The following is a 13,681-nucleotide window of genomic DNA, read 5'->3' as shown; positions in this document are numbered from 1 at the left end:
CAACTCGTCTTGACGGTCAGACCGTGCGGAACGCCAGAACCACGTTGTGGCCGCCGAAACCGAACGAGTTGTTGATCGCGGCGATCGTGCCCTCGGGCAGCGCGCGGGGCTCGTCGCGCACGATGTCCGCGTCCACATCCGGGTCGAGGTCGTCGACGTTGATGGTCGGCGGGGCCGTGCGGTGGTGCAGGGCGAGGACCGTCGCGACGGTCTCGATACCGCCGGCGCCGCCCAGGAGGTGGCCGGTCATCGACTTGGTGCTGGAGACCGCGACATGGTCGAGGTCGTCACCGAGCGTCTTGCGCAGCGCCTTGATCTCGGCGACGTCGCCCTGCGGCGTGGACGTCGCGTGCGCGTTGAGGTGGACGACCTCGGCCGGCTTGAGGTCCGTGTTGTCCAGGAGGTTCTGCAGCGCGGCGGCGATACCGCGGCCGGTCGGCTCGGGCTGCGCGATGTGGTGGCTGTCGGCGGACAGGCCCTGGCCGAGCACCTCGCAGTACACCTTGGCGCCGCGCGCCTTGGCGTGCTCCTCGGACTCCAGGATCACGACGCCGGCGCCCTCGCCGAGGACGAAGCCGTCCCGGGCCTTGTCGTAGGGGCGCGAGGCCTTCTCGGGCTCGTCGTTGTTCTTGGACATCGCCATCATGTTGGCGAAGGCCGCGATGGGCAGCGGGTGGATGGCCGCCTCGGTGCCGCCCGCGACGACCACGTCGGCACGGCCGGTGCGGATCATCTCCACCGCGTAGCCGATGGCTTCGGCGCCGGACGCGCAGGCGGAGACCGGGGTGTGCACGCCCGCCTGGGCGTTCACCTCCAGACCCACGTTCGCGGACGGGCCGTTGGGCATCAGCATCGGCACGGTGTGCGGGGAGACACGGCGTACGCCCTTCTCCTTCAGCACGTCGTACTGGTCGAGCAGGGTCGTCACGCCGCCGATGCCGGAGGCGATGACGGAGCCGAGGCGCTCGGGCACGATCTGCCCGTCCTCGCCCGCCTTGCCGGTGTAACCGGCGTCGGCCCAGGCCTCCTTGGCCGCGATCAGCGCGAACTGCGCCGAGCGGTCCAGACGCCGGGCCAGCGGGCGCGGCAGCACCTCACCGGGGTCGACGGCCGCGGGGGCGGCGATACGGACCGGAAGTTCGGCGAAGCGCTCACCCTCGAGGGGCTTGACTCCGGAGCGTCCCGCAATGAGACCCTCCCAGGTTGAGGCCGCGTCGCCACCCAGCGGTGTGGTTGCGCCGATACCGGTGACGACCACGGTGCGATTGGTCGAGTTCACAGGGATTCTTTCTCCACGTATACGAGGGATACAACGGCGCCACCGCCGGGTGGCGTTACACGAGCAGCCGAGCTCAGCTCTGGTGCTTCGCGATGTAGTCGGCGGCGTCGCCGACGGTCTTGAGGTTCTTGACGTCCTCGTCGGGGATCTTCACGTCGAAGCGCTCTTCGGCGGCGACGACGACCTCGACCATGGACAGCGAGTCGACGTCCAGGTCGTCGGTGAAGGACTTGTCCAGCTGGACGTCCTCGGCGGGGATACCGGCGATCTCGTTCACGATCTCGGCGAGACCGGCAACGATCTCTTCCTGGGTGTCGGCCATGATGGCGCTCCTTCGTATGTATCAGGTGGTTTGACGGCTTCGGCCGGAAGATCCGGACGGTGCCTAGGGGAGGGTAACGACCGTGGCGGCGTACACGAGACCCGCCCCGAAGCCGATGACGAGCGCAGTGTCGCCGCTCTTCGCCTCGCCGGTCGCCAGAAGCCGCTCCATCGCGAGCGGAATCGAGGCGGCCGAGGTGTTGCCGGTGGTCTCCACATCACGGGCGACCGTGACGTGCTCCGGCAACTTCAAAGTCTTCACCATCGAGTCGATGATCCGCATGTTGGCCTGGTGCGGAATGAAGACGTCCAGGTCGTCCGCGGTGATTCCGGCCGCGTCCAGCGCCTGCTGGGCGACCTTCGCCATCTCGAACACGGCCCAGCGGAACACCGCCTGGCCCTCCTGCGTGATCGCAGGGAACTTGACGTTGCCCTCGCTGTCGAGCGGCAGTTGCTCCACATCGCCGATGCGGAAGCGGTCCCACGAGACGGTCTGCTTGATGGTCTCGGACTTGTCGCCCTCCGAGCCCCAGACCGTCGGGCCGATCGCCGGCTCCTGGGACGGGCCGACCACGACCGCGCCCGCGCCGTCACCGAACAGGAAGGCCGTCGCGCGGTCCTCCAGGTCGGTCAGATCACTCAGCCGCTCCACGCCGATGACGAGGACATACTCGGCCGAGCCTTCTATCACCATGCCCTTGGCGAGCGTGATGCCGTAGCCGAAGCCGGCGCAGCCCGCGGAGATGTCGAAGGCGGCGGCCTTGTCGGTGCCGAGCTTGTCGGCGATCTCCGTCGCCACGGCCGGGGTCTGCTTGAAGTGCGAGACGGTCGAGACGACCACCGCGCCGATCTTGTCGGCCGTGATGCCGGCGTCGGCGATGGCCTTGCCCGAGGCCTCGATCGACATCGCGGCCACGGTCTCCTCGTCGCTCGCCCAGTGCCGCGTGGCGATACCGGAGCGGGAGCGGATCCACTCGTCGGAGGAGTCGATCTTCTCGAGGATCACCTCGTTGGGCACGACCCGGGTCGGACGGTAGCCGCCGACGCCGAGGATGCGCGCATACGGGGCGCCCTTACTGGGCTTGATCTTCGACATGCTCTCCAGGCTCCTTCTCAGGCAGCGTGCTCTGCGATGAGCTCGCGAGCAGCGTCGAGGTCGTCGGGGGTCTTCAGGGCCAGGGTCTTGACCCCCGGCAGCGCGCGCTTGGCCAGACCGGTGAGGGTGCCGCCGGGGCACACCTCGATGAGCGCGGTCGCGCCGAGCTCCTTGAAGGTCTCCATGCACAGGTCCCAGCGGACCGGGTTGGCGACCTGGCCGACCAGGCGCGAGATGATCTCGGCGCCCGTGGCCACGGCCTTGCCGTCCCGGTTCGAGACATAGGCCACCTTCGGGTCGGCCGGGGAGAGCTCCGTGGCCGCCGCTTCGAGGGTGGTGACCGCGGGGGCCATGTGTTCGGTGTGGAAGGCGCCGGCGACCTTGAGCAGCACCACGCGGCGGGTGCCTTCGGGCTTGTCGTCGGCCAGGGCGGCCAGCTGCTCCATCGTGCCCGCGGCCACGATCTGGCCCGCGCCGTTCACATTCGCCGGGGTCAGACCCAGCTTCTCCAGGTGCGGGAGCACGGTGGCGGGCTCGCCGCCGAGCAGCGCCGACATCCCGGTCTCGGTGATGGCCGCGGCCTCCGCCATGGCCAGGCCGCGCTTGCGGACCAGCTGGAGGGCCGCGGTGTCGTCCAGGACACCCGCGAAGGCGGCGGCGGTGATCTCGCCGACGCTGTGTCCGGCGACCGCGCCCGGCGTGACCTCGCCCAGGGCCGTCGCGGAGAGCAGACCGGCGGCCACGAGCAGCGGCTGCGCGACCGCGGTGTCACGGATCGCGTCGGCGTCGGCCTGGGTGCCGTAGTGGGCAAGGTCGAGCCCGATGGCGTCCGACCAGGCGGCAAGCCGGTCGGCGGCACCGGGGAGGTCGAGCCAGGGAGTCAGGAAGCCGGGCGTCTGAGCGCCTTGGCCGGGAGCGACGAGTACGAGCACTCTCACACTCTCTCTTGTGGACGGTACGCACCGCCCGTGGGGACAGGGACGAAGAACAGTCAGGGGAATTGTGGGCCCCCGACAAAAGTCTAGGACTGCGGATCTCCGTCGGCCAGACGCCCCAGGATCAGCGCGATACGCAGCGTGAAAGCGGAGCGGACATCCGAAGGCGACCAGCCGGTGACGTCTGTCACACGTCGCAGCCGGTAGCGGACGGTGTTGGGGTGGACGAACAACATCCGCGCGGCACCTTCGAGGCTACTCGCCTGCTCGAGATAGACGCTCAGGGTTTCCAGGAGCGCGGACCCCGCCTCTTCGAGCGGTCTGTAGATCTCCTCCACCAGCTGGTCCCTGGCAGCCGGGTCTCCGGCCATGGCGCGCTCCGGCAGCAGATCGTCCGCGAGAACCGGGCGCGGGGCGTCCTGCCAGGCCGAGCAGGCCTTGAGCCCGGCGGCCGCGGCCTGGGCGGACCTGGTGGCCGCGAGCAGGTCGGGCACGATCGGCCCGGCGACCACGGGCCCGGCGGCGTACGGCCCGATCAGTGCCTTCGCGACGGCGAGGGGATTGTCGTTGCCGCCCGCGATGACGACCAGACGGTCCCCGAGCACACCGGTCAGGACCTGCAGTTTCGCGTGCCGGGACGCGCGCCGGATGGCCTCCACGGTCAGCTCGCTGTCCCCGTCGGGTGCGGTGCCCAGCACCACGCACACATGCTCGGGGGAGTTCCAGCCGAGGGCGGCGGCCCGGGACACGGCGCCCTCGTCGGCCTCCCCGGAGAGCACCGCGTTCACCACGAGCGACTCGAGCCGGGCGTCCCACGCGCCCCGGGCCTCGGCGGCCTGCGCGTACACCTGGGCCGTGGCGAAGGCGATCTCACGGGCGTACACGAGCAGCGCCTCGCGCAGCACCGACTCGTCGCCGGGGGCCGCGACCTCGTCGATCGCGGACTCCATCACCTCGATCGTGGTGCGCACCATCTCCACGGTCTGGCGCAGCGTGATCGCCCGGGTCAGCTCGCGCGGCGCGGTGCCGAAGACATCGGTGGAGATCGCCTGCGGGGCGTCGGGGTGCCGGAACCACTCGGTGAACGCGGCGATACCGGCCTGCGCGACCAGGCCGATCCAGGACCGGTTCTCCGGCGGCATCGCCCGGTACCAGGGCAGCGTCTCGTCCATCCGCGCGATCGCTTGCGCGGCGAGGCTGCCGGAGGACTGCTCCAGGCGCTTCAGGGTCGCGGAGTGCGGGTGCGCGGGCTTCGGCGCGGGCGGCTGCGTGGATTCGGTTTCGGGTTCGGGCACGGGACAAGACTGCCTTATCCGGGCGGTGCGGCGGAGTGCCGGGTCTACGGTGGACACGTGATGGACGTACGGCGCGCCGACGAGCGCTACCGCGGCGGCGACGCAGCGGCCGGAATCGAGTCGAGGCACGCCTTCTCCTTCGGCCCGCACTACGACCCCGGCAATCTGCGCTTCGGCGCGATCATCGCCTGCAACGAGGAGCGGCTCGCCCCCGGCGCGGGCTTCGACGAGCACCCGCACAGCCACACCGAGATCGTCACCTGGGTCGTCCAGGGTGAGCTCACCCACCGCGACTCGACCGGCCACGAGTCCGTCGTACGCCCCGGTGACGTGCAGCGGCTCAGCGCGGGCGGCGGCGTACGGCACGTGGAACGCAACGCGGGCCAGGACCCGCTGACCTTCGTGCAGATGTGGCTCGCCCCCCTGGAACCCGGCGGCGACCCGTCCTACGAAGTCGTCCACGGCATCGCGGACTCCACGCCCTACGCGGTCCCGGCGGCGGGGGCGATGCTGCACGTACGCCGCCTGGGCCCTGGTGAGCGGACGGCGGTCCCGGACGCGCCCTTCGTATACGTCCACGTGGTGCGAGGGGAAGTGCGCCTGGGAGACGTCGAGTTGACGACCGGGGACTCGGCGCGCATCAGCGCGGAGGAGGGCCTGGAGCTGACGGCGGCCTCGACGGCGGAGCTGCTGCTGTGGGAGATGAACCCTCCGGACCCCGGCCCGTCCGGCTGAGTCAGCCGCGCAGCTCGGCCAGCACCGCGTCGGTGAACGCGGGCCACGCCTCGATCGCCCAGGGCCCGAAGGCCCGGTCCGTCAGGGCCACACACGCAGCCCCCGCGTCCGGGTCCACCCACAGGAACGTGCCCGACTGGCCGAAGTGCCCGAACGTCCGCGGCGAGGACGAACTCCCCGTCCAGTGCGGCGACTTGGAGTCACGGATCTCGAAGCCGAGGCCCCAGTCGTTGGGCTTCTGATGCCCGTACCCCGGCAGGATGCCGGTCAGTCCGGGGTGCACCACGGACATCGCCTCCGACACCGTCCGCGGATCGAGCAGCCGCGGCGCCTGCACCTCGGCGGCGAACCGCACGAGATCGTCGACCGTCGACACCCCGTCCTTGGCGGGCGAGCCGTCGAGCGTCGTACCCGTCATGCCGAGCGGTTCGAGCACGGCCTGGCGCGCGTACTCCGCGAACGGCATGTCCGCGGCCTTCGCGATGTGGTCGCCGAGCACCTCGAAGCCCGCGTTCGAGTACAGGCGGCGGGTACCGGGGGCGGCCATCGCGCGGTGCTCGTCGAAGGCCAGACCGCTGGTGTGCGCGAGCAGATGACGCACCGTGGCACCCTCGGGGCCGGCCGGCTCGTCCAGCTCGACGGCACCTTCCTCGTACGCGACCAGGGCGGCGTACGCGGCGATCGGCTTGGTCACCGAGGCGAGCGGAAAGCGCTGCGCCGTGGGGCCGTGGGCCCCGGCGACGGTGCCGTCCGCTCGGACGACGGCGGCGGCCGCGGTGGGGACCGGCCAGTTCTCGATCAGCGCCAGGCTCTGCATGCGTACGAGCCTAAAGCCTCAGCCGCATCGCCGGCTGGGGGGTCCTGGTGAAGCCGAGCGAGGCGTAGAGCGGCTCGCCCTCCGCCGACGCGTGCAGGTCGAGCTTGCGGACGCCGCGCTCCTTGAACCAGCCGAGCAGCGCCTCCATGCAGGCCCGTGAGTAGCCGCGGCGGCGCATGTCCGGATCGGTGCAGACGTTGAAGACATGGCCGCCGCGGCCCTCGGGGTTGCCGGGGGAGCCGAGGCGGTACTCGACCGCGCCGGTCGCGCAGGCGGCGAGACGGCCCGGGACGGTGGGGTCGTCGACGACCGTGGCCATCAGGCCGCCGTCCGGGTCCGCGAGCACCTCGCGCAGCCGGCGTACGGACAGCGGCTGCCAGGCGATGTCGTCGCTCGGCTGCAGCGAATCGAGCATGATCTTGCGGAGCCGGACCAGTTCCTCGGCGTCTTCGGGGGTCGCGCGGCGTGCGGGCGTCATGCGCGGGAGGGTAACGAGCGGATCCGGAAGACGCCCTCCGATTTCGGCTCCCGAGATCTTCCTCCGGTACCGCTTGCTTGGAGTGCACTCCAAGGTTCTAGCGTGGTGGTCATGGCGGTGATGGAGAGCATTTCCGTAAGTCCCGAGAAGGCAAGCCCGGAAAAGGCAGGCCCCGAGAAGCTGGGCCCTGACGAAGCCGGCCCCGAAACAGCCGGTTCCGAGAAGCCCGCTGCGTGTGCCTCGGTTCCGCCGCGGCCGCATCCGCGCCCCGACGGGCAGGATCGCTACACGATCAGTGAGGTCGCGGGGCACACCGGGCTGACCGCGCACACCCTGCGCTGGTACGAGCGCATCGGTCTGATGCCGCACATCGACCGCTCGAACACGGGCCAGCGCCGGTTCACCAACCGGGACCTGGACTGGCTCTCCCTCGTCGGCAAGCTGCGTCTCACCGGTATGCCGGTGGCGGACATGGTCCGCTACGCCGAGCTGGTGCGGCAGGGCAAGCACACCTTCGAGGAGCGGCAGCAGCTTCTGGAGCAGACGCGGCGCGATGTCATCGCGCGGATAGCGGAGCTCCAGGACACGCTGTCCGTCCTCGACTACAAGATCGACACGTATGCGGACGCCCGACGGGCGTCGGAGAGGGCCTGAAGCCTGATGAGCACGGAAAAGATCGCGAAGGTGCAGTTGGGCGCGGAAGGTCCGGAGGTGGGTGTCCAGGGCCTCGGCTGCATGGGCATGAGCTTCGGCTACGGGCCCACGGACGCCGACGAGGCGCGGGCCACCCTTGAGCGCGCCCTCGAACTGGGCGTCACGCTGTACGACACCGCCGACATGTACGGCGCGGGCGAGAACGAGAAGTTCATCGCGCCGTTCATCCAGGAGCACCGTGACGAGCTGGTGCTCGCCACCAAGTTCGGCATCGTCCTCGACCCGGACGACCCGGCGAAGCGCGGTATCAACAACGACCCCGCGTACATCCGCAAGTGCATCGAGGGCAGCCTCAGCCGCCTCGGCGTCGATGTCATCGACCTCTACTACATGCACCGGCGCGATGTGAACGTCCCCATCGAGGAGACCGTCGGCGTCATGGCCGAGCTGGTGGCCGAGGGCAAGGTCAAGCACCTCGGCCTGAGCGAGGTCACGGGGCCCGAGCTGGAGGCCGCGCACGCCGTGCACCCGATCACGGCCGTGCAGTCCGAGTGGTCGATCTTCAGCCGGGACGTGGAGGCGGCGGTCGTGCCGACGGCCGCCCGCCTCGGCACCGCCTTCGTGCCGTACTCGCCGCTCGGCCGTGGCTTCCTGACCGGGTCGTTCACCAACGCCGCGAGCGAGCTCACCGAGGGCGACAACCGCCGTCACATGCCCCGTTTCACCGGCGACAACGCCGCCGCGAACGCCGCGCTCCTCGAACCGGTGCGCGCCCTTGCCGAGTCCCGCGGCGTGAGCCTCGGACAGGTCGCCCTCGCCTGGGTGCAGCAGCGGGCGCAGGTGCACGGTCTCGCCGTGGTGCCGATCCCGGGGACGCGCAAGCGCAGCCGCATCGAGGAGAACACCGGCGCCACCCACCTGGTGCTCACCGAGAGCGAGTTGGAGCTCCTGGAGCCGATCGCCGGGCAGGTCGCGGGCGGCCGGTACGCGGACATGTCGTTCGCGTCGGCGGGCCGCGAGTGAAGACGTCCTGAAGGGCGGGCCCGGGTGAGAGCACCCTGAAGGGCCGGCCCGGATGAGAGCACCCTGAAGGGCCGGCCCGAGAGGGCACACCCCGAACCGCCGGGCGGGGGTGGCGACTCGCCACCCCCGCCCGGCGGTTGTGTCTTCCGGGGCAGGCCTACGCCAGGCCGAGGGCGAACACCGCGAACCCCGCCGCGAGCAGGCCCGCCGCGGCCCGCCGGGCCCTGGCCGCCCGCGTACCCGTCTGCCACGGCGCCTCGAACCGCCGCGCGTACCGGGCGATACCGATCAGCACAGCCGCGAACACGGGCAGCCAGAGCAGCCGGACGGCGATCCAGGACAGGGTGTCGGGAGCCGTCGTCAGGCCCGCGATCTCGCCGAAGAACGAACCCGTCGCCGCCGTCGCGAACATCGCCGTCTGGTGCCAGCACAGGATCGTCATCGCCGACAGGTTGATCACCACGACCGGCGCCCACAGCGCGGGCCTGCGAAGCATCCGGCCGATCCGGTCGCGCAGCAGGATCGCCGCGCCGCTCTGTGCCGCCGCGAGCGCGAGGACGAGCAGCGACGGCGGGTGCGAGTTGGTGCGGGCCTCACCGGGTACGCCCACCATCGAGGCCGGGTAGTGGAAGGCCAGGAGCAGGGCCGCGAAGAGGGCCGTACCGCCGATCAGGAGCAGCCAGGCGCCGCGCTTTCCGAGCCTCTTCTCGCCCCAGCTGACGCCCAGTTGATAGGCGAACATCCAGCCGGGCAAGATGTTGATCATGCTGAGCCAGGACGGCATGACGTCCGCGTACGGGCCGTAGCGCAGGAAGTCGACGACGGCGACCGTGCCGAGCAGCGGTGCCGCGGCCCAGGCACCGAGGCGTTCGGCGGCGCGTACGCAGTACGGCGTGAGAGCGGTGATGACGGTGTACACACCCACGAACCACAGCGGCTGGATCACCAGGGTCGAACCGGTGCGCAGGGAGTCGCCCGGCACCCCGAGCGCGTAGAGCACCGGGATCAGCGCCGCCCAGACCGCCGTCACGCCGAGCACCGGCCGTCCGAGCCGGGCGACGCGGCCACGCAGCCAGGCGCTCTTGGACTGGCCGCGCTCCAGGGACCTGCGGTAGGAGAGCACCGAGGCGTAGCCGCCGACCAGGAAGAAGATGCCCAGCATCTGCAGCACCCAGCTCAGCGGTGCGAAGAAGCCGAAGGCGGAGAGCGGGCTCGCGTTGTGCAGGGCGCCGCCGGAGTCCAGGGTGAAGCCGCCGAGCAGCCAGTGTCCGGCCGGAACCGCGAGCAGCGCCAGGGCGCGCAGGCCGTCGATGGCGCGGTCGCGGTGGGCGGGGGTCTTGGCGTCGATGGCCGTCGCGGTGGAGCGCAGCGTGCGGCGTGCGGTGCGCAGGGGCGAGGTGCGCGGCGCCGACGTGCGCGGCTGCGAAGTCAGGGGGCGCGAGGTGCGGGGGCGCGAAGTCCGGGGGCGCGCGGGCGCCAACTCCTTGGCTGGTCCTACGAGTTCGGCGGTGGCCATGACGTGTCCTTCGGGAGGGAGGCCGGCTGAGGGAAGAAGAGGGGTGGGGGAGGGGCGGGGCAGGTGAGGCCCTCAGGCCTGGCCCGCGGCCGGGTCCCCGAGCGCGATCCGGGCGAAGGCGCGCAGCGAATCCGTGCCGGGGGCGAAGTAGCCGGTGTGGCCTTCGGCCCGTGCGGCCGGGACGGCGCGGGCGCCGAAGCCGGGGTCCGCCGGGTCCGCGCCGTGGCCGAGGCCGAGGAACTCGACGTGGGGGACGTTGTCGATCCAGTCGCCCGCGTCCTTGGCGGCCCAGACCCGCGCCTTGGTGTGCAGCTCCGCCACGTTGTCCGCGCGCATCCCGGGGGAGCCGGCCACGACCAGGTCGGCGGCGGGCATCCGGTCGGCGGCGAGGCCGCACACCACCGAGCCGTAGCTGTGGCAGAACACGGCGGGCTCGGCGGCGCCGGAGGCGACAAGTCCCTGCACGAAACGGGCCAGACGCGGGGCGCCGGCCTCCGCGAGCCGCCCGGTGGCGGCGTCGGGGCCGAGGCCGACCGGTGTGGTGTACCCGGCCCAGGCGATCACTGCGGTGCGGTGCCCGGTCGCGGCGTACAGGGAACGGGCCATCCCGGTCGGCGTGCCGTACCGGTCCGTGGTGCGGTCGAAGGTGTTCAGGTCGATGTCGGAGCCCGGCACGACCACGGAGACATGTCCGGCGGCCGCCAAGTCGCCGTAGACCTCGGCCACTTGGCCACGGCCGCGCGGGTCGAAGGCGAGGATCTGCCGCCCGTCCGCGAGGAGTTGGCCGTAGCGCGCGGCCCGCTCCTTCGCCGCCTGGCGGTCGGTCGGGGTGAGCGCGGGGTCCTCGGCGCGGGCCCGCTGCTTGGCCTGCTCTTCTTTCAGGGCGCGGGCGTTGGCCTCGTAGCGCAGGGCGACGGGGGCGCCGTCCATGTTGCCGACGACCAGCGGGTGGCGGGCGGCGAGCGCCTGCTGCTGCGCGGGGCTCAGGGCGCCGAAGAAGGCGGCCACCTGCGCGGGGGAAGCGGTCACCGGGTCCGGCAGCTGCCGGCCCAGGTCACGGTCGGCGCGCCAGGAACTGACGCCGGGCACGGGCCCGGTGACGGCCTGCTGTTCGCTGCCCACCGCCCAGCCCGCGGTGCCGGCCACGACCGATGCCGTCAGAGCGGCCGCGACGAGCGTCCTCCTGACACGTCCACCGCGTCGTCCCTTGCCGGCCTTCGCCTGCAGCCCCATGGCCCGTCTCCCTGCCTGTGCCGTCCGTTTCGCTGACGGAGGGAAGGTAGGAAGACGCTCTGTGGCGGCACGTCACACCAGGGAGCCAAGTGTGGGGTGCTACTGGGGTAGGGGGTGGGCGAGAAGCCCGCGGGAAGCGTCAGCCCGCGTCGCCCGGCGCGACGAGCCCCGACTCGTACGCGAAGATCACGATCTGCGCCCGGTCGCGCAGGTCGAGCTTGGCGAGCACGCGGCCGATATGGGTCTTCACGGTCTGCTCGGCGAGCACGAGCCGGTCGGCGATCTCCTGGTTGGACAGACCGCGGGCGATCAGCTCCAGCACCTCGGTCTCGCGCGGAGTGAGGCCGTTCAGACGCAGCGCGGGGCCCTTGCGGGGCGCGGGCCGCTGCTTGGCGAAGTCCGCGATCAGGCGCCGCGTCACCGACGGGGCGAGCAGCGCGTCGCCGGAGGCCACCACCCGTACCGCCGCGATCAGATCGGCGGGCGGTGCGTCCTTGAGCAGAAACCCGGAGGCCCCGGCCCGCAGCGCCTCGTACACATAGTCGTCGACGTCGAAGGTGGTCAGCATCAGGACCTTCGGCCGGTGCACCACGCCCGGCGGCGGATCGAGGAGCAGCCGGGCCGCCGCGAGGCCGTCCATCTCCGGCATCCGCACATCCATCAGGACCACGTCGGGATGGGTGGACCTGCTGACCTCGACGCCCTGTTTGCCGTCCGGTGCCTCGCCCACCACGTCGATGTCGCTCTGTGCGGCGAGCAGCGCGGCGAAGCCGGCCCTGACCATGGCCTGGTCGTCGACGATGATCACGCGGATGGTCACGAAGTGCCTTTCGGGACGTCGCTGACGTCACTGGTACGCAGCGGAAGCCGGGCCGCGACGCGGAATCCGCCGTCGGGCAGCGGCCCCGCGTCGAGCGAGCCGCCGGTCAACCGTACGCGCTCACGCATCCCGACCAGGCCGTGCCCGGTGCCGCTGTGCTCCAGGGGCGCCACCGGCTCGGCGGCCGGGCCGTTGACGACGAGCACCGTCAGATCCGTGCCGTCCGCGCTGACGGACACCCGCGTCGGTGCTCCGGGCGCGTGCCGTACGACATTGGACAGCGCCTCCTGCACGATGCGGTACGCGGACAGGTCGACCGCCGGGCTGATGTCGCCCAGTTCGGCGGCGAGCGACAGCTCGGCGGGCACCCCGGCCCGCACGGTCGCCTCCACCAGCTGCTGCAGCTTGTCGAGGCCGGGCTGCGGGGCCCGCTCGCCCTGGGTGTCCTCGCTGCGCAGCACCGCGAGCAGCCGCCGCATCTCGGCGAGCGACTCCCGCGCGCTGCCGGCGATGGCGGCGAACTCCTCCTGCGCCGCGGGCGGCAGGTCCTGGATGCGGTACGGCGCCGAGTCCGCCTGCACGGTGATCACCGACATGTGGTGAGCCACCACGTCGTGCAACTCCCGTGCGATCCTGGCCCGTTCCTCGAGCAGGGTGCGCTGGGCCCGCTCGGCCTCGCTGATGGTCTCCTGTACGACGAGCCGGCGCTGGGCGTCGCTGCGGGCGCGCAGGGCGTAGGTGACGACGAGCGTGATGCCGCAGAGGACGAAGAGCAGCAGATGGATACCGTCGCTGCGGTCCTGCGAGAGAACCTCGAAGAGCAGCCCCGCGGCGCCGGTCGCCAGCCAGACCGCGATGAGCGTGCGGCGGGACTCGCGCAGGCCGAGCAGCACCATGAGCAGCAGATAGCCGACCACCATCATGGGGGTCCACGGCCAGCTGCGGTGGGCCAGGCCGGGGGCGTCGTACAGCGCGAAACCGCCCGCGACATCCGCCGTGAAGATCACCCACCAGGCGGGCAGCGGCCGGGTCAGGGCGAACAGCAGGGGCGCGGTCTGCGCGGTGGCGAGGGCGCCCGCGGTCGCGCCGTTGATGGCGTAGTCCTGGGTCAGGACGGTGGCCGTGACCGGCAGGAGCGCGGCGACGAAGGCGAGCACGACGACATACGGCGAGTAGCGCACCCAGGCCTTGCGGGCGCCGGCCAGCGGCGGGGCCCCCGGCTCGGCGGGCGTGGTGAGTGCGAGCCCCAGCTCCCGCAGCCCTTCGCGTACGGCGCCGAAGCGGTCGGCGTCGCCCAGCGACATGGAGGTGGCGGGGCGCGTGGGCCGCAGTGAGCGCACTCGGCGCTTGAGCCGGGATGAGGTCTTCATGGCCTGATCAGCGTAGGCAGGAACGGTGGCCGCCGCGTCATACCCAGGTCTGCAGGCAGGGGTGATACCGGGGTATGAGAGGCAAAGACAGCCCCTCCGGGAAAGACAG

At 71.7% G+C, this 13,681-nt stretch carries 14 protein-coding genes; 3 read left to right on the top strand and 11 right to left on the bottom strand.

Annotation, left to right across the window (positions count from 1 at the left end; genetic code table 11):
* Positions 1-16: 16 nt before the first annotated feature.
* The 5 genes from fabF to fasR all read right to left on the bottom strand — a co-directional run bounded on the left by fabF (position 17) and on the right by fasR (position 4,926).
* Positions 17-1,279 (bottom strand): beta-ketoacyl-ACP synthase II, encoded by a 1,263-nt coding sequence (fabF, locus tag ACFQVC_RS30775; RefSeq protein WP_381836713.1) that lies wholly within the window; start codon positions 1,277-1,279, stop codon positions 17-19.
* Positions 1,280-1,352: 73 nt separating this feature from the next.
* Positions 1,353-1,601 (bottom strand): acyl carrier protein, encoded by a 249-nt coding sequence (locus ACFQVC_RS30770; RefSeq protein ID WP_381836711.1) that lies wholly within the window; start codon positions 1,599-1,601, stop codon positions 1,353-1,355.
* A 63-nt stretch (positions 1,602-1,664) separates the two neighbouring features.
* Positions 1,665-2,696 (bottom strand): ketoacyl-ACP synthase III, encoded by a 1,032-nt coding sequence (locus ACFQVC_RS30765; protein WP_381836709.1) that lies wholly within the window; start codon positions 2,694-2,696, stop codon positions 1,665-1,667.
* A gap of 17 nt (positions 2,697-2,713) precedes the next feature.
* Positions 2,714-3,628: an ACP S-malonyltransferase gene (locus ACFQVC_RS30760; RefSeq protein ID WP_381836843.1), complete on the bottom strand. Its 915-nt coding sequence runs from the start codon at positions 3,626-3,628 to the stop codon at positions 2,714-2,716.
* 89 nt (positions 3,629-3,717) lie between these two features.
* A complete protein-coding gene (gene fasR, locus ACFQVC_RS30755) occupies positions 3,718-4,926 on the bottom strand; it encodes a fatty acid biosynthesis transcriptional regulator FasR (RefSeq protein ID WP_381836707.1) in 1,209 nt (402 codons plus the stop codon).
* A gap of 57 nt (positions 4,927-4,983) precedes the next feature.
* Here fasR and ACFQVC_RS30750 point away from each other — a divergent pair, with 57 nt between their 5' ends.
* A complete protein-coding gene (locus ACFQVC_RS30750; RefSeq protein ID WP_381836705.1) occupies positions 4,984-5,661 on the top strand; it encodes a pirin family protein in 678 nt (225 codons plus the stop codon).
* Between the two features lies 1 nt (position 5,662).
* Here ACFQVC_RS30750 and ACFQVC_RS30745 read toward each other — a convergent pair whose 3' ends face one another.
* Entirely contained in the window at positions 5,663-6,478 is an 816-nt protein-coding gene (locus ACFQVC_RS30745) for a serine hydrolase domain-containing protein (RefSeq protein ID WP_381836703.1), read from the bottom strand.
* A 10-nt stretch (positions 6,479-6,488) separates the two neighbouring features.
* Positions 6,489-6,956 (bottom strand): GNAT family N-acetyltransferase, encoded by a 468-nt coding sequence (locus ACFQVC_RS30740; RefSeq protein ID WP_381836701.1) that lies wholly within the window; start codon positions 6,954-6,956, stop codon positions 6,489-6,491.
* A 111-nt stretch (positions 6,957-7,067) separates the two neighbouring features.
* Here ACFQVC_RS30740 and ACFQVC_RS30735 point away from each other — a divergent pair, with 111 nt between their 5' ends.
* A complete protein-coding gene (locus ACFQVC_RS30735; RefSeq protein WP_381836699.1) occupies positions 7,068-7,610 on the top strand; it encodes a MerR family transcriptional regulator in 543 nt (180 codons plus the stop codon).
* Positions 7,611-7,616: 6 nt separating this feature from the next.
* On the top strand, positions 7,617-8,633 hold the full coding sequence (locus ACFQVC_RS30730; protein WP_381836697.1) for an aldo/keto reductase: 1,017 nt from the start codon (positions 7,617-7,619) through the stop codon (positions 8,631-8,633).
* A 157-nt stretch (positions 8,634-8,790) separates the two neighbouring features.
* On the opposite strand, the gene ACFQVC_RS30725 is transcribed toward ACFQVC_RS30730, so the two are convergent.
* From ACFQVC_RS30725 to ACFQVC_RS30710, 4 genes are all read right to left on the bottom strand, one after another.
* Complete coding sequence (locus tag ACFQVC_RS30725; protein ID WP_381836695.1) at positions 8,791-10,149, bottom strand: acyltransferase family protein; 1,359 nt, start codon at positions 10,147-10,149, stop codon at positions 8,791-8,793.
* Positions 10,150-10,221: 72 nt separating this feature from the next.
* Positions 10,222-11,382 carry an alpha/beta hydrolase gene (locus tag ACFQVC_RS30720; protein ID WP_381836693.1) on the bottom strand — a complete coding sequence of 387 codons (1,161 nt, stop codon included), beginning with the start codon at positions 11,380-11,382 and terminating at the stop codon, positions 10,222-10,224.
* Between the two features lie 139 nt (positions 11,383-11,521).
* Positions 11,522-12,202 carry a response regulator gene (locus ACFQVC_RS30715; protein WP_381836691.1) on the bottom strand — a complete coding sequence of 227 codons (681 nt, stop codon included), beginning with the start codon at positions 12,200-12,202 and terminating at the stop codon, positions 11,522-11,524.
* Positions 12,199-13,506 (bottom strand): sensor histidine kinase, encoded by a 1,308-nt coding sequence (locus ACFQVC_RS30710; RefSeq protein ID WP_381836841.1) that lies wholly within the window; start codon positions 13,504-13,506, stop codon positions 12,199-12,201. Before ACFQVC_RS30710 ends, ACFQVC_RS30715 begins: the two co-directional genes overlap by 4 nt.
* Between the last annotated feature and the right edge of the window lie 175 nt (positions 13,507-13,681).

It is taken from the genome of Streptomyces monticola (assembly GCF_042665355.1).
Taxonomy (GTDB): domain Bacteria; phylum Actinomycetota; class Actinomycetes; order Streptomycetales; family Streptomycetaceae; genus Streptomyces; species Streptomyces monticola.
Note: the sequence above shows the minus strand (reverse complement) of the source record. Positions and strands in the feature narration are given on the sequence as shown.

Bases quoted from the DNA above. Each gene is read 5' to 3' on its own strand.
- ACFQVC_RS30770 (WP_381836711.1), bottom strand. From the start codon at position 1,601: ATGGCCGACACCCAGGAAGAGATCGTTGCCGGTCTCGCCGAGATCGTG.
- ACFQVC_RS30765 (WP_381836709.1), bottom strand. From the start codon at position 2,696: ATGTCGAAGATCAAGCCCAGTAAGGGCGCCCCGTATGCGCGCATCCTC.
- ACFQVC_RS30745 (WP_381836703.1), bottom strand. From the start codon at position 6,478: ATGCAGAGCCTGGCGCTGATCGAGAACTGGCCGGTCCCCACCGCGGCC.
- ACFQVC_RS30740 (WP_381836701.1), bottom strand. From the start codon at position 6,956: ATGACGCCCGCACGCCGCGCGACCCCCGAAGACGCCGAGGAACTGGTC.
- ACFQVC_RS30735 (WP_381836699.1), top strand. From the start codon at position 7,068: ATGGCGGTGATGGAGAGCATTTCCGTAAGTCCCGAGAAGGCAAGCCCG.
- ACFQVC_RS30730 (WP_381836697.1), top strand. From the start codon at position 7,617: ATGAGCACGGAAAAGATCGCGAAGGTGCAGTTGGGCGCGGAAGGTCCG.
- ACFQVC_RS30725 (WP_381836695.1), bottom strand. From the start codon at position 10,149: ATGGCCACCGCCGAACTCGTAGGACCAGCCAAGGAGTTGGCGCCCGCG.
- ACFQVC_RS30720 (WP_381836693.1), bottom strand. From the start codon at position 11,382: ATGGGGCTGCAGGCGAAGGCCGGCAAGGGACGACGCGGTGGACGTGTC.
- ACFQVC_RS30710 (WP_381836841.1), bottom strand. From the start codon at position 13,506: ATGTCGCTGGGCGACGCCGACCGCTTCGGCGCCGTACGCGAAGGGCTG.